At 35.6% G+C, this 22,311-nt stretch carries 27 protein-coding genes and 5 pseudogenes; 21 read left to right on the top strand and 11 right to left on the bottom strand.

The features are described from left to right. Positions 1 to 90 precede the first annotated feature (90 nt). The 7 genes from CVPH_RS05345 to CVPH_RS05315 form a co-directional block, all read right to left on the bottom strand. A complete protein-coding gene (locus CVPH_RS05345) occupies positions 91 to 237 on the bottom strand; it encodes a hypothetical protein (protein ID WP_201340714.1) in 147 nt (48 codons plus the stop codon). After that, the gene (locus CVPH_RS05340) at positions 237 to 389 is read right to left on the bottom strand and encodes a hypothetical protein (RefSeq protein WP_201340713.1); all 153 of its coding nucleotides are present in this window, start codon (positions 387 to 389) and stop codon (positions 237 to 239) included. The genes CVPH_RS05345 and CVPH_RS05340 overlap by 1 nt, the downstream gene beginning before the upstream one ends. Positions 390 to 478: 89 nt before the next feature. Further along, entirely contained in the window at positions 479 to 850 is a 372-nt protein-coding gene (locus CVPH_RS05335; protein ID WP_201340712.1) for a hypothetical protein, read from the bottom strand. Positions 851 to 876: 26 nt separating this feature from the next. Next, the gene (locus CVPH_RS05330) at positions 877 to 1,203 is read right to left on the bottom strand and encodes a hypothetical protein (RefSeq protein WP_201340711.1); all 327 of its coding nucleotides are present in this window, start codon (positions 1,201 to 1,203) and stop codon (positions 877 to 879) included. A 143-nt stretch (positions 1,204 to 1,346) separates the two neighbouring features. Continuing rightward, entirely contained in the window at positions 1,347 to 1,907 is a 561-nt protein-coding gene (locus CVPH_RS05325) for a hypothetical protein (RefSeq protein WP_201340710.1), read from the bottom strand. Positions 1,908 to 2,514: 607 nt separating this feature from the next. Then, positions 2,515 to 2,697: a hypothetical protein gene (locus tag CVPH_RS05320; protein WP_201340709.1), complete on the bottom strand. Its 183-nt coding sequence runs from the start codon at positions 2,695 to 2,697 to the stop codon at positions 2,515 to 2,517. 194 nt (positions 2,698 to 2,891) lie between these two features. Further along, the gene (locus tag CVPH_RS05315; RefSeq protein WP_225879644.1) at positions 2,892 to 3,344 is read right to left on the bottom strand and encodes a hypothetical protein; all 453 of its coding nucleotides are present in this window, start codon (positions 3,342 to 3,344) and stop codon (positions 2,892 to 2,894) included. Positions 3,345 to 3,633: 289 nt separating this feature from the next. Here CVPH_RS05315 and CVPH_RS05310 point away from each other — a divergent pair, with 289 nt between their 5' ends. After that, positions 3,634 to 3,777: a hypothetical protein gene (locus CVPH_RS05310; RefSeq protein WP_201340707.1), complete on the top strand. Its 144-nt coding sequence runs from the start codon at positions 3,634 to 3,636 to the stop codon at positions 3,775 to 3,777. Positions 3,778 to 3,865: 88 nt separating this feature from the next. On the opposite strand, the gene CVPH_RS05305 is transcribed toward CVPH_RS05310, so the two are convergent. The 3 genes from CVPH_RS05305 to CVPH_RS05295 are packed head-to-tail and all read right to left on the bottom strand — an operon-like array spanning position 3,866 to position 6,041. Further along, positions 3,866 to 4,903 (bottom strand): 4-phosphoerythronate dehydrogenase, encoded by a 1,038-nt coding sequence (locus tag CVPH_RS05305; RefSeq protein ID WP_201340706.1) that lies wholly within the window; start codon positions 4,901 to 4,903, stop codon positions 3,866 to 3,868. Then, complete coding sequence (ung, locus tag CVPH_RS05300) at positions 4,903 to 5,577, bottom strand: uracil-DNA glycosylase (RefSeq protein WP_201342434.1); 675 nt, start codon at positions 5,575 to 5,577, stop codon at positions 4,903 to 4,905. Before ung ends, CVPH_RS05305 begins: the two co-directional genes overlap by 1 nt. Continuing rightward, a complete protein-coding gene (locus CVPH_RS05295; RefSeq protein WP_201340705.1) occupies positions 5,559 to 6,041 on the bottom strand; it encodes a redoxin domain-containing protein in 483 nt (160 codons plus the stop codon). The genes ung and CVPH_RS05295 overlap by 19 nt, the downstream gene beginning before the upstream one ends. Before the next feature lie 27 nt (positions 6,042 to 6,068). Here CVPH_RS05295 and CVPH_RS11225 point away from each other — a divergent pair. The 19 genes and pseudogenes from CVPH_RS11225 to CVPH_RS05200 all read left to right on the top strand — a co-directional run bounded on the left by CVPH_RS11225 (position 6,069) and on the right by CVPH_RS05200 (position 20,175). Next, positions 6,069 to 6,737, top strand: a pseudogene (locus CVPH_RS11225) (class I SAM-dependent methyltransferase). After that, complete coding sequence (locus CVPH_RS05280; RefSeq protein ID WP_201340703.1) at positions 6,694 to 7,008, top strand: cold-shock protein; 315 nt, start codon at positions 6,694 to 6,696, stop codon at positions 7,006 to 7,008. Before CVPH_RS11225 ends, CVPH_RS05280 begins: the two are co-directional and overlap by 44 nt. Further along, positions 7,005 to 7,613, top strand: coding sequence for a transglycosylase SLT domain-containing protein (locus CVPH_RS05275; RefSeq protein ID WP_201340702.1), 609 nt, complete (start codon positions 7,005 to 7,007; stop codon positions 7,611 to 7,613). Before CVPH_RS05280 ends, CVPH_RS05275 begins: the two co-directional genes overlap by 4 nt. A 5-nt stretch (positions 7,614 to 7,618) precedes the next feature. Next, positions 7,619 to 7,915 (top strand): Rieske (2Fe-2S) protein, encoded by a 297-nt coding sequence (locus CVPH_RS05270; protein WP_201340701.1) that lies wholly within the window; start codon positions 7,619 to 7,621, stop codon positions 7,913 to 7,915. Between the two features lie 4 nt (positions 7,916 to 7,919). Beyond that, positions 7,920 to 8,984: an anthranilate phosphoribosyltransferase gene (locus tag CVPH_RS05265; RefSeq protein ID WP_201340700.1), complete on the top strand. Its 1,065-nt coding sequence runs from the start codon at positions 7,920 to 7,922 to the stop codon at positions 8,982 to 8,984. 179 nt (positions 8,985 to 9,163) lie between these two features. Next, positions 9,164 to 9,292: a hypothetical protein gene (locus tag CVPH_RS10770; protein ID WP_281064620.1), complete on the top strand. Its 129-nt coding sequence runs from the start codon at positions 9,164 to 9,166 to the stop codon at positions 9,290 to 9,292. 448 nt (positions 9,293 to 9,740) lie between these two features. Further along, positions 9,741 to 10,115 (top strand): annotated as a pseudogene (locus tag CVPH_RS10765) (pyridoxal-dependent decarboxylase); the annotation flags it as partial. A gap of 7 nt (positions 10,116 to 10,122) precedes the next feature. Further along, positions 10,123 to 10,767 (top strand): pyridoxal-dependent decarboxylase, encoded by a 645-nt coding sequence (locus CVPH_RS10760; protein WP_342590475.1) that lies wholly within the window; start codon positions 10,123 to 10,125, stop codon positions 10,765 to 10,767. An 87-nt stretch (positions 10,768 to 10,854) separates the two neighbouring features. Continuing rightward, a complete protein-coding gene (locus tag CVPH_RS05250) occupies positions 10,855 to 11,343 on the top strand; it encodes a cupin domain-containing protein (RefSeq protein WP_201340699.1) in 489 nt (162 codons plus the stop codon). Beyond that, entirely contained in the window at positions 11,333 to 12,187 is an 855-nt protein-coding gene (locus tag CVPH_RS05245; RefSeq protein ID WP_201340698.1) for a hypothetical protein, read from the top strand. The genes CVPH_RS05250 and CVPH_RS05245 overlap by 11 nt, the downstream gene beginning before the upstream one ends. Positions 12,188 to 12,655: 468 nt before the next feature. Further along, complete coding sequence (locus tag CVPH_RS05240) at positions 12,656 to 12,799, top strand: DUF1566 domain-containing protein (protein WP_201340697.1); 144 nt, start codon at positions 12,656 to 12,658, stop codon at positions 12,797 to 12,799. Positions 12,800 to 13,368: 569 nt separating this feature from the next. Further along, positions 13,369 to 13,617 (top strand): annotated as a pseudogene (gene bufA1, locus CVPH_RS05235) (BufA1 family periplasmic bufferin-type metallophore). Between the two features lie 18 nt (positions 13,618 to 13,635). Continuing rightward, positions 13,636 to 13,818, top strand: coding sequence for a YgaP family membrane protein (locus CVPH_RS05230; protein WP_201340695.1), 183 nt, complete (start codon positions 13,636 to 13,638; stop codon positions 13,816 to 13,818). A gap of 77 nt (positions 13,819 to 13,895) precedes the next feature. Then, positions 13,896 to 14,255 carry a rhodanese-like domain-containing protein gene (locus tag CVPH_RS05225; protein ID WP_201340694.1) on the top strand — a complete coding sequence of 120 codons (360 nt, stop codon included), beginning with the start codon at positions 13,896 to 13,898 and terminating at the stop codon, positions 14,253 to 14,255. 226 nt (positions 14,256 to 14,481) lie between these two features. Beyond that, positions 14,482 to 14,778 (top strand): annotated as a pseudogene (locus CVPH_RS05220) (multinuclear nonheme iron-dependent oxidase); the annotation flags it as partial. Then, a complete protein-coding gene (locus tag CVPH_RS05215) occupies positions 14,771 to 15,124 on the top strand; it encodes an HvfC/BufC N-terminal domain-containing protein (RefSeq protein WP_201340693.1) in 354 nt (117 codons plus the stop codon). The pseudogene CVPH_RS05220 and the gene CVPH_RS05215, both read left to right, overlap by 8 nt. A 539-nt stretch (positions 15,125 to 15,663) precedes the next feature. After that, positions 15,664 to 17,147: pseudogene (locus CVPH_RS05210) on the top strand (FMN-binding glutamate synthase family protein). 12 nt (positions 17,148 to 17,159) lie between these two features. Beyond that, positions 17,160 to 18,800 (top strand): acetolactate synthase large subunit, encoded by a 1,641-nt coding sequence (locus CVPH_RS05205; RefSeq protein WP_201340692.1) that lies wholly within the window; start codon positions 17,160 to 17,162, stop codon positions 18,798 to 18,800. Further along, positions 18,793 to 20,175, top strand: coding sequence for an aldehyde dehydrogenase family protein (locus tag CVPH_RS05200; protein WP_201340691.1), 1,383 nt, complete (start codon positions 18,793 to 18,795; stop codon positions 20,173 to 20,175). Before CVPH_RS05205 ends, CVPH_RS05200 begins: the two co-directional genes overlap by 8 nt. Here the strand turns inward: CVPH_RS05200 and msbA are convergent. Next, positions 20,172 to 21,893, bottom strand: a complete 1,722-nt coding sequence (gene msbA, locus CVPH_RS05195; RefSeq protein ID WP_201340690.1) for a lipid A export permease/ATP-binding protein MsbA — start codon at positions 21,891 to 21,893, stop codon at positions 20,172 to 20,174. The two genes, CVPH_RS05200 and msbA, sit on opposite strands and share 4 nt — an antisense overlap. A 64-nt stretch (positions 21,894 to 21,957) precedes the next feature. On the opposite strand from msbA, the gene CVPH_RS05190 reads away from it, so the two are divergent. Then, positions 21,958 to 22,164, top strand: coding sequence for a hypothetical protein (locus tag CVPH_RS05190; RefSeq protein ID WP_201340689.1), 207 nt, complete (start codon positions 21,958 to 21,960; stop codon positions 22,162 to 22,164). Positions 22,165 to 22,311 lie beyond the last annotated feature (147 nt).

Below are 22,311 nucleotides of genomic sequence, written 5' to 3'. Positions count from 1 at the left end.
GTTTTTGGCCGTGGAATTCTAAATGGCTGTGGCATTGTTTTTATAGGTGATTTATGGTATTCATCTACTCTCCCAAGTAAGTAATTTTTATTATGCCATGAGTTTGTAAAGCATAAAGTCTATTGACCTTCTTCCATAGGCGCCATTGACAAAGTAGCCCAGTGAGCCAATACCTCTTTCTGAAAGAATAGTTTGGTTAGCGACACCCATCTCCTGAAATAATGCTAGTTCCGCCATCACCAGCCCAATAAGCCTCCACTTGTTACGGATATGTCATTAAAACCGCCGTCACTACCGTTTGATGCAGATCCTGCACCACCTAGTGCTTGACCATACTCAGAGCCACCATGAGCAATTAATGATGAGCCAAATGTTGTGTTTTTCACCATGTTGGGCTTGAGGTGGTACTTTGGTTGCCCTTAAAGAAGAAGAGCCACTCCTTCTCTTGCCAACAACATAGGTAACTATATTATTTTTTCTAAAGGGTTATATGTGTTAAAAAACACCCACCATAGCGATAAATGCCTGGAATTTGACCTGTTATTGAGGTTACTAAAATCTCTACATTGTCACTGTAATACCCTCTAGTATATTGTCCACCACCGCCAGCAATGCCATAAATTTCATATTTGCCTGTCCAAGTACCGGTACCCGTATGTAGATAAATAGGTTGCCCCCAAAAATCCACTTCTCTTTCAACATTCGCCCAAAAGTTACCCTTGCTAGAGTCGCTTATATCTTCGATTTTATAACCATAGCTGAGTCTAAGTGTGTGGCTTACCATTGGGTTGGTTAGATAAATCAAAGGTATGGCTAAATTCTGTCGAGGTGATTTTTGTTTTGTAATCATCGGTCTTATCAAGGTCAATAATTAAATCAATTTTCATTGAAACTTGGAAATACTAACTTGGCATCTTTGTCATTTATGAATGTCTTAGAGTTTGCAATGCCCGTCAATACTGCTATATTAATTTTTGCAATTCTTAACCTTCCTTTTATGGTGAATTTATTACCATTTTTTATTAATTTAACGTCAATAAATTCAAAATCACCACTATTAGAAATATGAGGATTTTTTAACTCTAGACAATTATTATTGCTAGAACTAATATTGCTAAGACAACTTAGTGGGTATTCAAATTCAAAAGTGTATTGATTGTTGCTATCTTTTCCAATATTTGCAGAAAAATGATGAAATTCCATAATTTCTTAATATATGAATTTTATTATAATTTCCACCGATACGCACAAATACATTGGTTGCTATTAAATTGGTTTCACCAAGTATGCTGAATAGGTATACCCCTTTTTTCAATTCATTGTATTTTACGATATACTTGTGAGCATTATACAAGACAAAGACTTTCCCAATTATCACTGTAATAACCACACCAAAGCCCTTCAGGATGGAGAAATGTATAAAACTCAATCGCAGGTTGTAAATCAAGATTGGCAATAATACGTGCAGCTTGAGTTTTGATTCTTTCACCGCTTTGCTTGCCATTTAAATATGAGGAAATAAATTGATGATTAACAAACCAATCAGACTGAGGAAAACTAGTTGGCTTTAGGGTGTTGGTAACAGCGCTATCCATTGAACCTGGTATTAAGGAGGCGGTGTCCAGTCTTAATTTAACCAAGTCAGTAACTTTTGCCTTGTCACCTGTGTGGTGTAAATTATTACCCAAATGGTTTGCAGGGCTGGCTATTGCTAAGTAGCCTAGCGATGGATGATAGTTGCGTTGTTTGTGAAAAAATGAGCCATCAGCATTTTTGTCATCAGTATAGTTAAGATATTCATCATAAATTCTGTCCCATACAGTATTGGCATAAAAATTACCTTGTGAATGGGCAACGAGTAATACCTCTTTGTCACCACCCAAAGACTCTTTAGAATATCCAACCATCTTATCTGTTAGTGCATTAGAAATGGGAATGGATTTAAGGGCATTGTTTTTAAACCATTCTGAGGCGGTAGCTGCGGCTATAGTTGTGTAGTTAGGCTTTCCTTTTAACAGTATGATACGATAAGCCTGCCATAAAGATTTTTTAGGCCCTGAAAGTTATTCATCTTTAATGGCTTGACCATAAGCCTGTTTTTAATCTTTAAAGAGACCTTTGGTAGGATTTAAATACTTATTACTATAGTTAAGTGTTTTGCTATTAATGTTTGTGTTTAGCTTGGTAATTAATGCATTTCTTAATTCTTTAAAATCATTTTTTGTAGTGTTAATGCCATTAATAAAATAAACATCGACTTCATTGCTTGTGATGTTGGTGAGTGCATTAACATTGCTTATAAGTAAACAATAACCAATGGATTAAAGTGCTTCATTTGATAATCCCTAAACTCTGGCAAGATTCTAGATTAGATAAATCTAGGTAAGGGATATTCTCTAGCCTTTTTGTTTCTATATCAGTAATAGCGGCAACCCTTTCATAACTATCGCTCAAAATTACAGGATAGATATGGCGAGGGTCGTATTTATTTAGGTAATATTTACATTCTACTTTTTATCTACTGTCTGATCTTCCAAAATCAGAAAATTGGTAATATCCTGCACTGGGTCTTGCAAACATGGTTCTTTGCTTTCTTACTGCATCATGCTGCCTAAGCTTTAAAATCAGTGGCTTATCCTTAAACTCTTGGATGATTTGCTCTCTTTCAACATCATCTCTTATCTCATTATTATTCACATCCTCGCCCTTTAAAGTGTCATAATCTTTATCACCTGGGTCATTAGGTACTTCAAACTAAGTCAGCTTAATATTTTTAATCTTAACTTGATTGCTGGTTTGGCTAAACTCAATGGTTTTGATATCAGCATTTGCTGAAGATAAATACCCAATTAGCAAAGATTGATAACGACTAGTATCACAAGTTCTATCTGTTAGCGTATAGGAATCACATCAAACTTATAAGGTTGTCCTTCAATATTCATATACATATCATAGCAATAAGGGTCGTTAGTACTAATGCTCTGTTCGTTAATGATCTCATCATCAGCATTGGTAAATTTAAGCGTTATTTGATATTCATTATCATTACAATTGATTGATTGATACATACCGTAGGCTTGGAATAGTATCTCTTTGCCCGCATCTAATGCTTGCTTAAGCCTTAGATAATCCTCAACACTAATACTTTGCGTTTGTGTGCCAGTGGTGTCAATTGATGAGTCTGCCAATAGATTGTTATTGATAACCTTCAATGATGAGATTTGTCTATTAAGTTCCCATAGATTAGCTTCATCTAAAAAATAGTATTTGTGCTTGTCTGTAAAGCTCATATCACTATAAATATCCACACTCATTCCAAGTGGCATATGTACAGACTTAAACAAATCATCTTAGCTATTTGTCTACTGAGGCATGCTCACCTGCCCCAAAACAAAATTCACTGCCTTTGTGCTCAACACTAGCGTAGAAACAAACTTTATTGGCATGTGGATCAAACTCCCTAGGAGGGGTTAAGTTGATGATTTTAAAAGAAGAGACTTTTTGACTTAAATCATAGAGTTCAGTTTGGCTATCAACCTCGGTAGCGGTTTTCTTTATAAAGCACCATTGCGAGTTTTTAAGCGAACGTGTTGGTGTTCATCTATGTAGTGTTTGAATTGAATGGGGTTATTATTGAGTGAGCGAAGAGTGGTGGTGTTGCTGATGGTGATGTTAGCGTTGGTTGTTAGGGCTAGTATAAAAAGGAACAAGAAGGAAAGAGACTTGGCTAAGTTTGGCATGGGATATCCTGTTGTTTTGATTGAAGAAGTGCGATAAACTATGTTTTTATTATGAGTTTTTGAGTGATTATTTTTTATAAGGTGATTTGGTTAAGTTTGAGATGCAAAATTTTATTGAAAATTAATCAAACAATTGGCAAGGTGATTTTGCTTTTAAAATGGCGCCATTCATAACGAATGGGGTAGTTTCTGCGATAGTCCTCAAAGTTGTTAATATCTTTAATGGCGTTTGCATCTTGTTGAAAATCATAAATTTTATTTAAGGTATCCTTTAAATTATTTTTATCGATGAATAACTCATCAGAACTAATTAAATTTTTGATATTTTTATCTTGCTTTTCGCCTAAGAAAGCGCACAATGCTTCATTTATCATAAAGCTGCCCATAAATTTTGCATCAACTGAGTGTCCAGCAATGTGCGGTGTGGCTAAATAAGCAGTATTTTGTAAACTTGGGTTGATGTTAGGTTCACCCTCCCAGCAGTCAATAATATTAGCAAGTGTTTTATACTTTTGCCATATTGCTTCTTTTATCACACCACCACGTGCGGCATTAAAAAGAATAGTTTTATTTGTAATGTGATGAAAATTATTTTCATTAAGAAGTTGATAGGATGGGTGCTTGCCATCCATAGTCAGCGGCGTATGGAAGGTAACAATATCAGCGCTTAATGCTGTATTTAAATCAACAAAGTTGTCTAGATTTTCGCGCATTTGGCGTGGTGGATCATTCAATAAGGTTTTAATGCCCATCAATTTGGCTTTTTCTGCCAATCTTATACCCACATTGCCGACACCAATAATGCCTAACGTTTTCTTTTGATAGTCAAAATTCAACTCATCTGCTAAATTAACAATGGCACTTATCACAAACTCAGCTACTGCCATTGAGTTGCAACCTTGAGCTGAGAAAAATTGAGCACCTTTAGTCTTTAAATAATCTTGATCAATGTGATCCAATCCAGCAACTGTTGAGCCGACAAACTTTACTCGGCTACCGTCCAATAATGCCTGATTAACTTTAGTGCGCGAACGTACAATTAATACATCTGCATCTTTAACCGAGCTGGCGTTAATATCTCTACCAGCAATGGCAGTAATTTCACCAAAACAGTCAAAAAATTTCTTATAGGCATAACAAGCATCATCAATAACCAATTTCATTATGACCAACTAATCACTTGTTGATTGTGCATTTTAAGATAATCATTGGCTTTTGAAAAATGCCGACATCCTAAAAAACCACGATGTACTGATAAAGGAGAGGGATGCGTGGTAGTAAGGATTAAGTGCTTATCTTTATCAATAAAGATCGATTTTTTCTGTGCATAAGCACCCCAAAGCATGAATACTAAATGTTGTCTTTCTTTGCTTAGGGCTTTAATAATACCATCGGTAAATACCTCCCAACCTTGGTTGGCATGAGAGGCTGCCTGATGAGCTTCAACAGTTAAAACACTATTAAGCAGTAAAACACCTTGTATTGCCCAGTGTGTTAAATCGCCACTTTGGCTAGGCTCAATGTTTAAATCACCATGTAATTCTTTAAAGATATTGCCAAGCGATGGCGGTTTTTTTACTCCTTGAACGACTGAAAAACTCAAACCATGAGCTTGTCCTAATCCATGATAAGGATCTTGCCCAAGAATAATGACTTTAACTTTATCAAACGCAGTTAATTCAAAGGCTTTAAACCAGTTTTTAGAATGGGGAAAAATAACTTTTTTAGCTTGTTTTTGTTGATTTAAAAATCGTTTTAAATCAACCATTGATTGTGTTTCAAGTAATGTTTTGATACTTGGATGCCAGTTTTGTATGTTCACAAACTTGCCCACCATAATCTTAAGCAATAACCCAGCGTACTCACATAGCCCACTTCGCTAAATTTAATTTGGTTGTTTTTTGAGATGAAAAAACTCGTTGGCGTGGCTTTAACGCCAAGCAACCTTGCCAAAGAACCAGAATTATCATTAATGATATTGTTTGTTTGCATATCATGCTCTTGTGCGTATGTTTGCAAATCAGCATCAGAACCAGATTGCATAGCAATATTAAGCACTCTATAATCACGGCTTATGGTCTGAATATTGTCATTTTCAAGTTGACAAATGCCACACCAAGTGGCCCAAAAGTGTATTAAAGTTGGCTCATTTGAGTGTGATGAAACAATTGCTCCACTTAAAGTTTTGCTATTAAAATTTGGTACGATGCCACTACTCAAGTTATGTTGCTGATAAGCACGAAAACTAAAAATAGCAATAATAACCAGCAGCCATTGTAAATTTTTTTTTCTTTTTTTCATGGATTATTATTATATATGACTGATTGAATAACGCACTGGCAAGAAGGGAAAATAGGTTGGCATAAAAATCAACCTAACTCAAGACTAATTGAATTTATTGATTGTGTAAAACTAAGTACTAATGCTTGTATGTTTGTGCCATTATGTGGAAAAAGCGTTGATATGTTGTATTTTCTAGAAAAAAGTTTCAAGGTGTTGGATGTTGAGTTGAATGAGCTTGCTGCTTAGCAGTTTTTTGTAGAAAATGAGTTGCATTTTTCAACTAAGAAAAGCAGCAAATTTGTGATTTTTTCTTCAAAAAAATATTGATATTTATTGTGGTGATTATTTTTAATCATATTAGTGCTGTGTTATGATAGAGCGTCTTTAATCGTACTGCCTTTAGTTTTAAGAGCGAAATATGCATCCCACTTATACGCTATAATACCCGCTGGTTGTAGGGTGCTATTATTAACCTTAAATTATCCTCAATCACAAGTAAATGGACCGTCTTATGTGGTTAATAAGACAGAAGTGGTTTCACTTTTTAAAGGGTTTGAATGTCAGCAGTTACAATGTTTTGATGACATTAAAAATGAGCTCAAGTTTCAACGTGAAAATGTTGATTTTTTTGAAAAAAAACGTATTGTTTGCGTAAAAAATAAGAGGAAAAATGGCAAAAAAAATAAAAGGAATAGTGGCGCAATTTGGCACTAAGGGATATGGTTTTATTACGGGTGATGATGGTGAAAAATATTTCATCCATCAAAAAAATATTTTTGACAAATCTCGTCTAAAAGTTAATACACGCGTTGTGTTTAGCGCGCAAAACTCTGAGAAGGGTTGGGTGGCAATGGATGTTAATCTAGAAAAAGGCGCTAAGATACCTAGTTCTGAGTCTAAGCCGTTATCAAACGGCGTTGTTAAGGGCATGTTTATCATTTTGTTTATCATTCAAGTGATTGTTGTTTATAAAATATTTATATGATAAAAAAATACTTACTCATCTCGTTAATTTCATTAACACTTAATGGGTGTTTTTCAACGCCTGCTGTACAAGTGAGTAATATTTGCCATTTAATGGATGAGCAGGTGAGTTGGTATCAAGCAGTTAAAGCTAGCGAGAAAAAGTATGGTTCACCTATGCATGTGCAGTTGGCTATTATGTATCAAGAATCGCATTTTGCATCAGATGCAAGACCGCCAAGAAATAAGTTATTTGGCGTTGTACCGTGGTTTAGATCAAGTAGTGCCTATGGTTTTGCACAAGCTAAAGACACAACTTGGGAATGGTATCAGCTAAAAACGAGTAATCAAAATGCCAATCGTGATGATTTTGACGATGCCATAGACTTTATTGGCTGGTACATTAATCAGTCTAGTAAGCGTTCTGGTATTGATAAATCAGATACTCGCAATCAGTACCTTGCTTATCATGAAGGACACGGCGGTTTTAATAAACAAACTTATTCTGCTAAGCCATGGCTTATAAAAATAGCACGTGGTGTTGATGACAATGCACAGCGTTATAAACAACAACTTCAACAATGCTCCTCTCAATTAGATGGTAATAATGTTTGGAGACTCTTCTAGATTTTATGTGGGTAAAAGTTCTAAATCGAGCTCCAAAAGAAGGCACAATGGTTGAAGTTGTTGTAGAGGGCAGAGATTTATTGATTATACTTAATCAAGGTGAGTTGTATTGTGCAGATAACCGCTGTCCACATGAAGATATTAAATTGACGCTAGGTTGTTTAAAAGGCAATCGAATCAAGTGTTCACTACATGGATTCAGCTTTGATTTGACCACAGGGGATAGCGCACAGGTAGATGTTGATAATTTGCACGTTTATCCTACTAAACAAGAAAATAATAAAATTTATATTAATATTTAAAATTATGAAAACATCTCAAACACTTATGCACTCAATTATTCAACGCATAGCAACAGGCCCTGATTTGAGTAAAAATATTGATTTTGAAGAGGCTAAAGCAGGTATGCAAGGTATATTGCGTGGTGAGATTAATGACGTGCAATCGGCTATCTTTTTAATTGCACTTCGCATGAAACGTGAAACACGTGAAGAGAATGAAGGCATTCTTGCTGCTATTCTTAGCGAGTCTGATCAGCAGCAGGTGATGGTTGATGATTTGGTAGATTTGGGCGACCCCTATAGTGGCTATAATCGTTCTGTCCCCATTTCATCATTTTTACCACCATTGTTGGCTGAGCTTGGTTTGCCTACTGTTATTCATGGCTTGGACAGTGTATCACCAAAATATGGGCTTACTCATCGGCATATTAATAAAGCTTTAGGTTTAGAAGTTGACCACTCAACTACACAAGCAAAAGCTCGGCTTGAAGATGACAATATTGGTTGGTCATATATTGATCAAGCAAACTACTGCCAAGGCTTACACAACCTTGTACCTTTGCGTAATCAAATTATTAAACGCAGTGTGATTAATACAGTAGAAACTTTAATTGGACCAATGCGTGGTAAAAAAACGCATTCTATTTTGGGTTATGTGCATAAGCCTTACCCTCCTATTTATGCACACTTGGTAACTGCTTCGGGTATGGATACATCATTGTTAGTTCGTGGCGTTGAGGGTGGTGTAATTCCCTCACTTCGCCAAAAGGGTTTAATGATTTCTTATCAAGGTTTGGTTGAGCAAGACAGAGTAAATATTGCCCCTAAGTCATTGGGCATTAATCAAGACATGCGCGCTATTTCATTTCCTAGTGAACTGGATGTGCATAATGACATTAAAGCCTTGGCAGATTACACAGTTAAATTGGGAAAATCTGCCTTATCGGGTGAACAAGGGCTGTTTTATGATGGCTTGGTTTTGGCAGCTAGTTTGATTCTTTGGCATACTAAAAAAGCCAGTTCATTAGTTGAAGCTGCCGACATAACAAGAATGTCCTTAGACTCTGGTAAGGCATTGAATCGTTTATAATTAAACTTTAAAAATCATCATAAAACAAAAAAGGGAGTAGAAAAAATGAATAATAATATTAAAGTTGTTGTTAGCTGGTTAATTGCTTTATGGGCATCATATGTTTTTTAGGTTCATTGCCGTATAAATTCAATGGTGCAGCAGAGCCACTACATATCTTTTCTATTTTAGGCGCATGAATGAGTGGGGTTTTAGGCAATACGATGGGTGAATTGTTCACTCAATATGGCGCTTATATTGTTGGCGGTTTTGAGTTAATCACTTTCTTGGTTTTGCTATCTCCTCTTGTTTTGTGGCATCGAAGATAAAAACTACATTGCATTGGTGGCTTAATGGCGTCAGTGGCGATGGCGGGTGCAATATTTTTCCATTTGTTTACCCCGTTGGGTTTGGGGTGGTTAAGTGGAGTGAGAATGGGTAAATACAAACTGACTTAGGCTTGGCAAATGCTGCTTTGTCTATTTTAGTTTTAGGTATTGTCATGGTTATTCTAAATAGACGAGCCTAATTGATGCAAGATCAGGATATCTTACAAAAAAAATAGCCTGAGTCTGAGCCACTTCAAATTTTTAAAAATCCAAGCAACTCATTAATTATCAAACTATTAATGAGTTGGAAAAAACCCTAAATCTAAATAAACAAGGCTCATAGTGTTGGGATGAGATATTTGCATGGGTGAGGAAATATTTAGAATATTCTCCCAATACTAGCCATCCTAATTTTACCAATCGTATGTAGTCGGGCGCCAATCAACCTTCCATTGTGGGTGAAATTGTGGCTACGCTGAGTAATACTGCAAATTGCACTTTTGAATCTGCGCCTGTTGTGACGTTAATGGAAAAATACATGATTGAGCAAATGCTTGACATAGTGGGTTTTAAAAACGGCGAAGGACAAATGACAACAGGATCGAGTAATGCCAATATGATTGCCATGATGATTGCGCGTAATCAAGCATTGAAAGAGGTAAAAAAGCAAGGACTGTTTAATCAAAAATATTTGTTTGCCTTTGTTAATAAAGATGCGCATTATTCGCTAGACAAGGCGGCTAATATATTAGGCATTGGCACTGATCATTTAATTAAAATAGCCACTTTTGAAGACAGCTCAATGAACACAACATTAACTTGATAAGAAAATCAAGAAAATCAAACAACAAGGTGGTATAGTCTTCTTTGTTTGTACGACATTAGGCACAACAGTGCGAGGTGCTTATGACAATATTGAAGCTTTAACCGCACTGAAAAATAAGCACAATTTTTGGCTACATGGTGGTGCAGCAATTATGAGCTTAAAATTAAAGAAGAAATTTTTAGCAGGTATTGAATATCTAGATTCTTTCACCATGGATTTTCACAAAATACTGGGTAGTAATTTAATGTGTAATTTTTTATTGTTAAACCATCAGTATTTATTATCATGCATTTGTGCAGATGGAAATGGCAGCTATATTTTTAGAGACAATGGCGTTGATTTTGGCATTGCTTCATTGCAATGTGGCCGTCGTGTTGATAGTCTAAAATGGTTTTTAGATTGGAAATTCTATACCAAACAAGGCTTTTCTGATAGAGTTGAGAGTTACCATCAATTGGCAAAACCTGCTGAGAATTTTATCAACGCCAGTGTTGATTTGGAAATGATACTGAAACGCACCTCTTTTAATGTTTGCTTTCGCTTTAAAACTAAACACCCTGATAAAAATAATTTTAATCAGCGCTTGCGTGATAGTTTGTATCAAGAGCAACACGCCTTGCTGTCTTTAACTTACGTGGAAAAAAATTAGTGTTTAGATTATTAATTAGTAATATTAATAAAATGAAACTAATTGATTTATTTAATCGTTTAATTAAGACAGGAAAGGCACTAAATAATGTTTAAAAAAATTCAAAATACGCATTACACACACTCAACTGATTTCGATTTTAAGACGTTGTGTGTATTACTTCATGAAGAAAAATATGCTTTAGCTATTGAACGAATAAAAACACTAGCTTTGGATATAGATTTAAAGGCCTTGTTGTTTGATCAATGTAGTTATACAAGGAATATTGTTATTAACAATAAAAGCTATTGGTTAGGGTTGTTAAATTGGGACAAAAGCGCAACAACACGTATTCATGGACATCCAGACCGTGCTTTTATTTATGTGATTAAAGGGTGGTTGATGTGTAAAGATTTTGACAAGAACCCACTGACCAAGCTTAGAAGCAGCACACTTGTTGATGGCGCATGCCAATATAGTAATGGTGTGAAAGGAAAAATGGACAATTACATTCATCAAATTAGTGCCATTGAGTCCAGCCTAAGTTTACACTTCTATTCAGACAACCCTGCCAGAGGAGAGATTTTTGACTTTTAGGTTGATTTTTTATTATATTTATTGGTCGTTAAGACTCGGCATTCTACCTTGGTATTATTTTCAAATCAATGCTGAGCGGTACAATAAAGAAAAAAGGTTTTATTCTAAAATTGATATGGATGAGAGCATCCCTTTAAAGTGGCGATTAAAGCAAACCTATCTTGATAAAAACAACCCGCCTTGTAAATTTCCTGTGTTTTTAAAACCAGAGTGGGGGCAAAATTCTAATGGTATCAAAAGGGCTGATTCAAAGGATGATTTTTTAGCTTTTAATCATAAAAAAAGCAAAACTCCTTATATTGTTCAAGAGGCGGCAACAGAAGCGCAAGAATATGAGATTTTCTATATTCGTGACTCTGATAATGAAACGAGTTGTATTACATTAACAATTACCCAAGCAATTAATCATTCGGATGAGCCTTATCCTATCAATAGCATTAATAATAAACAGGTAATTTATCAAGATTGCATATTAGATTTTTCATCCAGTGAGTTTAAAGAATTGCACAATCACTTGCAAGAATTGCCACATTTTCGTATTGCCAGAGTAGGGCTTAGAGCTAACTCTAAGCAAGATTTATTAAAAGGTTTGTTTCACATTATTGAGATTAATTTATTTGCACCATTTCCGATTAATCTACCAGATAATAGCATTTCGAAAAAAACCAAACACCAGTTTATTAAAGACAACATGTATCACCTTGTTAAAATCAGCAATACAACACCTAAAGAACATTTTAATCGCTTTGTATTTTTCAAAAAAGTCATCAAGTATTATCAAAAGATGAAAAAACTAATTTTAGCATTAATAGTAATGTTTTCTTTACCAGTAAAGGATAATTAGCCTAGTTATGCTGCAGAAATGAAAGAAGTTGTTTGATTGTTTTGAACAGTTAGTACTTATAACAATGTTATCAATTTAGAAATTTAGAAATTTTTTTTAAGAATACTCGGGGGCCAAAAGGATAAGGGTGACTTAATTTGTATGTGTAATTTGTTAAAAAATTACGAGCCCATAAAACAAGATTTTAGTTATTTTTATAATCAAAGGGCGAATAAATTATTAAAAGAGTTAAGCGAATTAGAAAGAAGAATGAGTGTTAATGCGTTTTTCTATGTTGGCTAGTAATCAATTTAGGTAATAAGTTAAAGCAACAAAGGAAAAAAGAAATGATCAACTGGAGAGGCAGAAAAAATAAAATATACAAAAATGCGAACAACAAGGCAGTGTTAATATTGGCAAGTATAGAGATAATTGTAACGGCACAGTAACAGATGCCACAACAGGATTAATGTTGATGCGTTGTTCACAATGGGCAAGAGGTGGGATGGCGGCACTTGTATAGGTGATATTAAAGAGCATACATGGCGTTCTACCAACAATTTAAGTGCTAATTTTGCAGGGTATTCTGATTGGAGAATGCCAACTATTAAAGAACTTAATACTTTAGTCTAATAGGTGAATTTAGTGTTTTTGCAATGTTTTCATAAGTTAGACCATTGAAGTAAGATATTAGTAAAACGTTCATAATTTCTAGTTTGAGTTGTTTTAGGTACTGGGTTAGCTGTTGATGAGCTTGTTCTTGTTTAGGTTCACTTAAAAAATCCAACTGCTCATTACTAATGGCATGTAATTCAATATCATCTTGAATGGGTAATTAACGTTTACGTAGAAAGTCAATTGCATGGTTTCTGGCAATAGTTGACATCTAAGTCATTACACTCACTGGCTTTGTTTTCAAAGTAACTGTTCGTCCGGATGCCAAATTTTTACATATACTTCCTACAAGCAATCCTCACTTAATTCCCGTTTCTTTAATATACAAAGAATAACGGCAAAAAGTTGCACGTTTGAAAGCTCATATATTTTTTAAAAGGTTTTTTGATTTTTATTTTGTTGAAGTTGCTTAAAATAATCATTAATGTTTTTCTTCATATTTGAAACTGACCAGTGATGTATGCCGTATAAGTATAGCGTGATTGATTAAATTCAATGATTTTTATTAACTTTATAAGGAAAAAACAATGAACAAAATAAAAACACTAGCTCTGGCAGGCTTAACTTTATTGGGCTCTAACTTTGTTACAATAAAGGCTAGTGCTGCATCCAAAGAGAAATGTTATGGTATTGTTAAGGCAGGGCAAAATGCCTGTGCTACCAAGGCTTCATCTTGTGCAGGAACTTCAAAATCTGATGGATAAACTGATGCTTTTATTACACTATCTAAAGGCTTATGTGAAAAATTGGTGAATGGTAGCCTGACTTCCTCTTAGGTTTTTTGGAGAAATAAGATGAAACAAAACGTAGGCAGCATCGACAAAATTTTAAGAATAATAGCTGGTATTGCATTAATTATTTATGCACTTTATAGTGGTGCTTTATGGGCTTGGATTGGTATTATTCCACTGCTAACGGGATCAATGGGCTGGTGTCCGCTTTATCCCGTGTTTGGATGTTCAAGTTGTAAAAAATAAGCCATGAGAATATTGACTCTAATATGCTTGTTGTCATTAGAAGCTTTTTCTGACTTTACGACGCTTCAACTAAGTAGGTGCAAGAGAAAATAGCCCAAGGCGTTGTAATTATTGATGTTCGAAGACAAAATGAAGTTGACAAATATGGCATTATGCCCATTGCGCATAAGTTAACATTTTTTGACAATAAGGATAATTACAACGCGAAAAAGTGGCTAAGGAGTTTGTCTAGTCTTGTTAAAACTAAAGATACGCCATTTATTTTGGTTTGTGTTCACGCCAATCGTACTAAGATTATTGGCAGGTTTTTAGATGCCAAAACAGATTATAGACACATCTTTGAATTGGGTGGCAGTATTAATAATGGCTGGATTAGCAAAGGATTAAGTACCGCTAAAGCGCTCACAAAACTAAAAAAACCTTGGTGGCAGTTTTGATAATAGCATCCAACAGTGTTGGTATAGGATTAAGACACCAATACTTGGCGCAATTTGTTGATGAAAAACCAGATATTGCCTGATTAGAGGTGCATACCGAGAATTTTTTCTCTGAAGGTCAGCATGCTTATCAGCTGGATGAGGTAACGCGATATTAGCCACTAAGCTTGCACGGTGTTGGGTCATTTTAGGTTCATCTGATAAGTTGAACTAGAATCATTTAAAGCAGCTTAAACGCGCTATTAATAGATATAAGCCAAAACTATTTTCTGAGCATTTGAGTTGGGGTAGTGTTAATGGTCAATATTTTAATGATTTATTGCCAATGCCTTATACAAAAGAAAGCCTGAATCATTTTGCTGACAAGGTTAAGCAAGCTCAAGATTATTTAGGCAGGCAAATACTAATTGAAAATCCATCTTTTTATTTACAATTTAGTGAATCGGATATAAATGAGTGGAATAATAACATTCCAGCTTTATCAGTTTTGTTGGGCGAAGCGCAAAAAATACTCAATGCTTAAAACCATTCAAACTACTTTCTCTAATGATGTTATTAATGACCAAGTACAAGGTGATTATTTTTCACAAGGTAATTTTAGTGCTGCTGAGTTGATTCAGATTTATCGCAACCACTATATCTTAAGTTTAATTGGTACACTTAAATCAAGCTATAGTTGTATATTGCGTCTAGTAGGTGAAGGTTTTTTCACATTATTAGCAAAAAATTACATTAGTGAACATCCGCTTAGTGCTGGTTATTTGCAAAATTACGGTCATTTTTTTGCTCAATTTTTAAAAGGTTTTAAGCCTTGTAAGCCCTATCCATATTTAATTGATATTGTTTATTTTGAAAGATATTATGAATAGTGCTACCATAGTGACAATGCACAATTTTTAATACATTCTATTTATCCTATTATAGATATTTGGCAATTAAATGAAAGCAGCGAAGATTTAAACCTTACAGAACAAGCACAGTATGTTTTAATAGCCAAGAGAAATTTAGAAGTCGTGGTTAGTAAAATAAGTCAGTCAGATTTTTTAACACTAGGGGGAATTACCTAATTTATATATTTAGCAACGATTTTCTTAAATTATTTGTACGTCTTTATGTTGCAGATGCTTTTTTTCGTGCTGGTTGGATTAAACTTAACGCTTGGGATCCAACTTTATATTTATTTGAATCAGAATACAGCGTACCCTTTATTTCTTGGGAGTTAGCAGTTTATTTAATACTATTGTAGTGGTGTCTTACCCTATTTTGTGGGAAGGTGGGTTTTATGATCATAAGCTTTGGGGTATTATGTTGCTATTGACGGTTGTTTATGGGCAGGGGAAATTGTCATTGGATCGTTTAATTTGTAAGAAGTGTTGTTAATAAAAAGGAGTTGTCAATGAAAATGGAAATGATGGAGGCTGTTAGGACAGTTACGCCTATTTTAGAAATACTTTCCACGTTATTTATTTTTGTTATAGGTTTGGTTGCTTTGGTTGTTATTGATAACAACCAAAGCAAAAAGTGCAATTTTACGAAATTATCTAGTTGTTGGGCATTTTCGTTCTATTTTCTTAAGTTTAGGTGAGTTTTTTCGTTAGTATTTTTTTGCCATGGATAGAGAGAGGAAATGCCCTTTAATCGTGCAGAGAGAGATTGGGTGCATAAAGCAGCAAATAACAACAATGCCACGGTTGTATTCAGTTCAACTAAAAATCTCAATTCTGTTGGTACGGTACTTTTTGCTAATTGTCTTCCTACTTTGGATGAAGATGCTGTAGAGACACGCCCTGTTACTATTGGAAGGGATTTTTGTAAACAACCTTATCAGGCAAAACCAGTTTTTAATATATCAGGTATGAGTTTTGGCGCCATTTCGAGGCTTACGGTATTGGCGCTGTCAAATGGCGTAAGAATGGAAAATTGTTGGTATAATACAGGCGAAGGTGGTTTATCGCCTTATCATTTAGAAGGCGGTGCAGATATTGTTTTTCAAATTGGTACGGCCAAATATGGCGTGCGTGACGAAAAAGGCAAACTAAGCGATGAAAAATTGCTTGAGATTGCCCCGCGCACGATCAAGTGAAAATATTTGAAATTAAGATGAGTCAAGGCGCCAAACCAGGTAAGGGCGACATTCCTCCAAAGGAAAAAGTAACCAAGCAAATTGCTGAAATTCGTGGCATTAGTATGGGTGAAGATTCTATTTCGCCCAATCGACATGTAGAGATTACTTCAATTAATGATTTGCTCAATATGATTAATCATGTGTGTGAGGTAACAGGAAAGCCTACTGGATTTAAGTCTGTAATTAGTGTAACAGCATGGATAGATGATTTTTTTAAAGAAATTAACAAGCGAGGCGAAGCTTGTGCGCCTGATTTTATTACCCTTGATAGTGGTGATGGCGGCACAGACGCAGCACCCATGTCGTTACTTGATAATGTCGGACTTCCCATTAAAGAAACCTTGCTATTTTTAGTGGATAAACTCAATCAATACAATTTAAAACAGCGTGTGAAGGTCATCACTTCTGGCAAGTTAATTACACCAGCTAGTGTGGCATGGGCATTGTGTGCAGGTACTGACTTTGTTGTTTCAGTGCGTGGATTTATGTTTTCATTGGGCGGTATTCAAGCGTTAAAGTGTAATAAAAATACTTGCCCCACTGGTATTACTACTCATAGTAAGCGTTTGAAAAAAAGGTTAAATCCAGAAAACAAAGCATTAAAGGTGGCTAATTATATTCGTAATATAACCCATGCAGTGGAGATTATTGCTTATTCTTGTGGCGTGAGAGAGCCGCGAGAACTTAATAGGTCCCATGTTCGCATCATTCAAAACAATGGTCGTTCTGTTGCTATGGATGAAATCTACCCTTCCCAATCTGAATAGGAAAATAAAAAAATGAAAGCATCTGATTTATTTATAAAAGCACTTGAAAATGAAGGTGTTGAGTATATTTTTGGCATTCCAGGTGAAGAGAACTTAGATTTTCTAGATTCTCTACGACGTTCAAATATTCGACTTATTTTGACACGTCATGAGCAAGGCGCTGCTTTTATGGCAGCAACCTATGGGCGGTTAACAGGAAAAACAGGTGTGTGTTTAGCAACGCTTGGACCTGGAGCAACCAATTTAGTAACTTGTGCAGCTTATGCACAACTTGGCGCTATGCCAATGTTGATGATTACTGGACAAAAACCAATTAATTCTAGCAAGCAAGGACGTTTTCAAATTATAGATATTGTGCGGATGATGGAACCATTAACCAAATCTAGTAAGCAAATTGTTAATGGTGTTATGATTCCTTCCTTGGTGCGTGATGCATTTCGCTTGGCTGAGGAAGAAAGGCCAGGCGCGGTGCACTTAGAATTGCCTGAGGATGTGGCAGGCGAGCAAGTTAAAAATTGGCACATATTTACCAAACATGAAATTCGTCGTCCTGATGCAGACAAGCAAGCACTAGATGAAGCAGTGGTAATGATTAAGGCGGCTAAACGACCTTTGGTGCTTATCGGTGCAGGCGCTAATCGTAAAAAATTATTTCAACCATTGCAAAAGTTTATCGAAAAAACAGGCATTCCATTCTTTAATACACAAATGGGTAAAGGTGTGGTTAGTTGTGAAAGTCCTTTGTTTTTAGGCACTGCTGCATTATCAGATGGGGATGTGGTGCACCTCGCAGTTTCCTTAGCAGATTTGATTATTAACGTTGGGCATGACGTGGTAGAAAAACCACCATTTTTTATGCATGAAGACGGACAAAAAGTGATTCATATTAATTTTAACTCTGCCCAAGTTGATGAGGTGTATTTTCCGCAATTAGAGATGGTGGGAGATATTGCAACTAGCATTACTGCTTTAACGAAAAAGTTGTCAGGACAATTAAACAATCAAGTATCTGATTTATTAACAATAAGAAAAAAAATTAAAAAAATTATTCATGAATTTGATGAAGATGACTCATTTCCAATGCTACCGCAAAGAATTGTGGCTGATGTTAGAAAGGCGTTAGATAAAGACGCTATTATTGCGCTTGATAACGGCATGTACAAACTTTGGTTTGCTCGTCATTATCATACTTACATGCCTAATACAGTGTTGCTTGATAATGCCTTGGCAACAATGGGTGCAGGACTCCCTTCGGCAATGGCATGTGCGTTGATATATCCTAATCGTCAAGTAATGGCGGTATGTGGCGATGGTGGTTTTATGATGAACTCACAGGAACTAGAAACCGCCATGCGCTTAAAGCTTAATTTGGTAGTATTGATTGTAACTGATAAGGCTTACGGCATGATTCGTTGGAAGCAGGAAGGCCAAGGTTTGGATGACTTTGGGCTTGAGTACAACAATCCTGATTTTGTAAAATATGCGGATAGTTATGGTGCCTCAGGTTATCGTATAGAAGAAGCACAGGCACTTGTACCCCTTATTCGACAATGTTTTTCTCAAGGCGGTATACATATTATTGATACACCAATTGATTATAGTGAAAATAAACGCTTATTCCCTAAAAACTTAAGCGAGGTTTTAAATGACTAAAAAAATATTAATAATTAAACAAGCTTACACTGAACAAGTGATAAAAAAGTTAGAAATGCATGATGCCCAATCTGTTGAGAATATGCTAAATACGGCATCAAATTTACATAAAAAAGGATATCTACCCGCTTATCAACGACTTGAAATTTTGCAAAAATTGGCAAATTTGGTGACTGATGAACACGAAAGTTTTGCACAATTGATTGCTAATGAAGGTGGCAAGCCTTTAAAAGATGCACGCATAGAAGTAACTAGAGCGATTGACGGTATCCATATTGCCATTGCTGGCATTAGAAATATTAAAGGTGAGCAAATTCCAATGGATTTGACTCAAGCAGGTATGCAGCGCCTAGCCTTTACAGTTATGGAGCCAATTGGTGTGGTCGTAGCAGTGAGTGCTTTTAATCACCCACTTAATTTAATCATTCATCAAGTAGTGCCTGCTATTGCAACAGGATGCCCAGTGATTGTTAAACCGGCAGAAGTGACACCTTTATGTGCATTACGCTTTGCTCAATTGGCAATTAAGGCAGGCTTACCTGAGGGTTATTTGCAAGTGGCGTTGACTGATAGGGAGAACTCAGAAAAATTAGTCACCGATTCAAGAGTAGCATTTTTTAGTTTTATTGGTTCTGCACAAGTAGGCTGGGTGCTTAAATCTAAGCTCGCACCAGGAGTGCGTTGTGCATTAGAGCATGGTGGCGTTGCCCCACTTATTTTTGATGAGTGTAGTGACATGGATGGATTTATTGCAGGCGTGGTTAAAGCTGGTTTTTACCATGCTGGGCAGGTATGCGTTTCAGTACAACGTGTATTTGTGCCTAAAAATAAGGCCAAAGAAATTGCAAAAAAAATTGCAAATGTTGCCAGTCAACTGATTGTGGGTGATGCTATTGATGAAGTGACTGATGTAGGTCCATTAATTTTACCTAAAGAGGTAGATAGAGTTGAAGCGTGGGTTAATCAAGCCATTGCCGAAGGTGCGACTTTAATCACAGGTGGCAAGCGCATTAATTCGGTGAGTTATGAACCAACTGTGCTATTAAATCCTAGTAATCATTCTAAAGTTTCTAATCAAGAAATATTTGGCCCTGTGATCTGCATATATGATTATTTTGATATTAGTGAAGCGATTGAAGTTGCTAACAGCTTAGAGGTGTCGTTCCAAGCATCAATCTTTAGTGATAATATTACCACTGCCATGAACAGTGCAAAAGCGCTATCTGCTTCAGCCGTTATGATTAATGATTACACCACCTTTAGGGTGGATTGGACGCCATTTGCAGGACGCAAACATTCAGGCTATGGTGTTGGCGGTATTAACCACACTATGCATGACATGCTTGAGCATAAAATGATTGTTATTAAACATTAATCCTCAAATTGGTGTTTATACAATTGGGAATATTCGCCTTGATGGTCTAACAGTTTTTGATGAGTACCTTGTTCAATGATACTACCATGGCGCAGTACGATAATGAGGTCGGCCTTTTGAATGGTGCTTAATCGATGGGCAATAACAATAGTGGTTCTGTCTTTTTGCATTTCATGAATTGCGTTTTGCACCTGTTTTTCAGTAGCACTGTCTAATGCTGAGGTGGCTTCGTCTAAAATTAAAATAGGGCTGTCTTTAGCAATCGCCCTTGCAATAGCAAGTCGTTGGCGTTGTCCGCCTGAAAGCTTGGCGCCATTTTCGCCAATTTGCGTATCAAATCCATGTTCTAGTTGTTGAATAAATTCATCAGCATTGGCAGCAATTGCTGAACGTTTGATCTGTTTATCTGGCATGGTGTCTAGTTGTCCCAAGGCAATATTGCCTCTAATAGAGTCATTAAATAGTTGCATATTTTGATCAACAAAGGCAATATTTGAGCGTAATGAATCAATTTCAAATTGGTTAATATCTATACCATCAATAGTGATAGAACCTTGTTTTGGCGAATAAAAGCGCATCAATAATTGAATAATAGTGGTTTTACCACTACCTGTTGCACCAACAAATGCAATTGTTTCACCTGGTTTAATGTCTAGATTGATACGTTTAAGCACGGTCGTATTATTGTTATAAGCAAATGATACGTCGTTAAATTGAATGGCACCTTTAGGTTTTTTTAGTTTTTTAGTACCAACATTAGATTCTTCCTTTTCGTTAATAAGTCCAAACACACTTTCACCCGCTGCCATCGCATTTTGCAAAGGTTTGTTGATATTGACTAAATTTTTGGCAGGTTTAAGTAGCATGCCCATTGCCGTAAAAAAAGACAAAAATTCACCTGCACTCATTTGTAGTGAAGTAGAGGAAAAATACACCACACTACTTAGAGATAGTCCAATTAAAACATTAACAAAAGCGGTATTAGAACTACTGGTCATATCAACTTTAAAACGTTGTTGACGGATATTTTTAATCAAGCTGTTAAACTTTTTACTTATTTGAGATTGGGCGTGATAAATTTTAACCAAGGTGTTGCCAGAAATATTTTCATTAAGTAAGTGCGTCATATTACCCATTGATTTCTGCACATTAACACTTGAACGACGCATACGATTAGAGGAGAGTTTAACGGCTAAATACACCAGTGGTAGGAGCACTAATAGCGTTAAACTCAGTTGCCAGTTTTTATAAAATAAATAGCCAATTAGGATAACAACAGTTATTGATGATTTAATAAAATCCAGCCAAATGGTTGAGGCACTGGCTGCAATTTGCTCAACATCAAAAGTGAGTTTAGATAATGTTTTTCCCGTAGGATGTTGATCAAAATACGACTTAGGTAATTTCAACAATTTAGCAAACATGGTAACGCGTAAATCCATAATCACTTTATTAGACACCCAAGAACTAACCGCAGTAGAAGTAAGCGTAAACAACGAACTAAGAACAACAATACCAAACAAAGCAAAAGCATAAATAAACGCAGTTTTTGATTCATGTTCAGTTACAAATAATTCATCAACAATTCTACCTGTGATTTCTGGCACCGAGCTCTCAAGCACTGTTGCCAACATCATCATGACTGAAGTAAAGACAAGTTTGCCAACGTGTGGCTTCAAATAAATAAATAAATGAGAGGTGAATTGTTTGTATTGCATGGGTATTATTAATTTTGGATTAAGGTATTATAGCAACTTTAGTTTTATCAATCCTTGATAACCAATGAACACACAAGAAAATAAGTTGAAACAAAAGATTGAGGAGCTTGAACATCAAATTAAACATCTTAAATCACGTAAGAGGTACGGTCTAGTTTGGGAGAAAAAGCCAGAGGAGTTTGAAATCATAGCAAAAAACGCTTTTTCCTATTTTAAAAGCCAAAATGATAAGACATATTCAGATATAAATGTGGATATTGCGAGGGGGTAGATTTACCTGTTAAAAAATCACACATTCTAATTGAAGGCGATAATTATCATGCTCTATCTATTTGAAGTTACACTCATAAAAACAAAATCGATGTCATCTATATCGACAGCTTTGTAGACAAAGAGGATAGTTTTCGCCATTCTATAA

Source organism: Abyssogena phaseoliformis symbiont OG214, from assembly GCF_016592595.1.
In the GTDB taxonomy this organism is placed as follows: Bacteria; Pseudomonadota; Gammaproteobacteria; order PS1; family Pseudothioglobaceae; genus Ruthia.
Note: the sequence above shows the minus strand (reverse complement) of the source record. Positions and strands in the feature narration are given on the sequence as shown.

Excerpts from the sequence above, each read along its gene's own strand:
- CVPH_RS05345 (WP_201340714.1), bottom strand. The coding sequence starts at position 237 with ATGGCGGAACTAGCATTATTTCAGGAGATGGGTGTCGCTAACCAAACT.
- CVPH_RS05340 (WP_201340713.1), bottom strand. The coding sequence starts at position 389 with ATGGTGAAAAACACAACATTTGGCTCATCATTAATTGCTCATGGTGGC.
- CVPH_RS05335 (WP_201340712.1), bottom strand. The coding sequence starts at position 850 with ATGATTACAAAACAAAAATCACCTCGACAGAATTTAGCCATACCTTTG.
- CVPH_RS05330 (WP_201340711.1), bottom strand. The coding sequence starts at position 1,203 with ATGGAATTTCATCATTTTTCTGCAAATATTGGAAAAGATAGCAACAAT.
- CVPH_RS05325 (WP_201340710.1), bottom strand. The coding sequence starts at position 1,907 with ATGGTTGGATATTCTAAAGAGTCTTTGGGTGGTGACAAAGAGGTATTA.
- CVPH_RS05305 (WP_201340706.1), bottom strand. The coding sequence starts at position 4,903 with ATGAAATTGGTTATTGATGATGCTTGTTATGCCTATAAGAAATTTTTT.
- ung (WP_201342434.1), bottom strand. The coding sequence starts at position 5,577 with ATGGTGGGCAAGTTTGTGAACATACAAAACTGGCATCCAAGTATCAAA.
- CVPH_RS05295 (WP_201340705.1), bottom strand. The coding sequence starts at position 6,041 with ATGAAAAAAAGAAAAAAAAATTTACAATGGCTGCTGGTTATTATTGCT.
- CVPH_RS05280 (WP_201340703.1), top strand. The coding sequence starts at position 6,694 with ATGGCAAAAAAAATAAAAGGAATAGTGGCGCAATTTGGCACTAAGGGA.
- CVPH_RS05275 (WP_201340702.1), top strand. The coding sequence starts at position 7,005 with ATGATAAAAAAATACTTACTCATCTCGTTAATTTCATTAACACTTAAT.
- CVPH_RS05270 (WP_201340701.1), top strand. The coding sequence starts at position 7,619 with ATGTGGGTAAAAGTTCTAAATCGAGCTCCAAAAGAAGGCACAATGGTT.
- CVPH_RS05265 (WP_201340700.1), top strand. The coding sequence starts at position 7,920 with ATGAAAACATCTCAAACACTTATGCACTCAATTATTCAACGCATAGCA.
- CVPH_RS10770 (WP_281064620.1), top strand. The coding sequence starts at position 9,164 with ATGAGTGGGGTTTTAGGCAATACGATGGGTGAATTGTTCACTCAATAT.
- CVPH_RS05250 (WP_201340699.1), top strand. The coding sequence starts at position 10,855 with ATGTTTAAAAAAATTCAAAATACGCATTACACACACTCAACTGATTTC.
- CVPH_RS05240 (WP_201340697.1), top strand. The coding sequence starts at position 12,656 with ATGGGCAAGAGGTGGGATGGCGGCACTTGTATAGGTGATATTAAAGAG.
- CVPH_RS05230 (WP_201340695.1), top strand. The coding sequence starts at position 13,636 with ATGAAACAAAACGTAGGCAGCATCGACAAAATTTTAAGAATAATAGCT.
- CVPH_RS05215 (WP_201340693.1), top strand. The coding sequence starts at position 14,771 with ATGCTTAAAACCATTCAAACTACTTTCTCTAATGATGTTATTAATGAC.
- CVPH_RS05205 (WP_201340692.1), top strand. The coding sequence starts at position 17,160 with ATGAAAGCATCTGATTTATTTATAAAAGCACTTGAAAATGAAGGTGTT.
- CVPH_RS05200 (WP_201340691.1), top strand. The coding sequence starts at position 18,793 with ATGACTAAAAAAATATTAATAATTAAACAAGCTTACACTGAACAAGTG.
- msbA (WP_201340690.1), bottom strand. The coding sequence starts at position 21,893 with ATGCAATACAAACAATTCACCTCTCATTTATTTATTTATTTGAAGCCA.
- CVPH_RS05190 (WP_201340689.1), top strand. The coding sequence starts at position 21,958 with ATGAACACACAAGAAAATAAGTTGAAACAAAAGATTGAGGAGCTTGAA.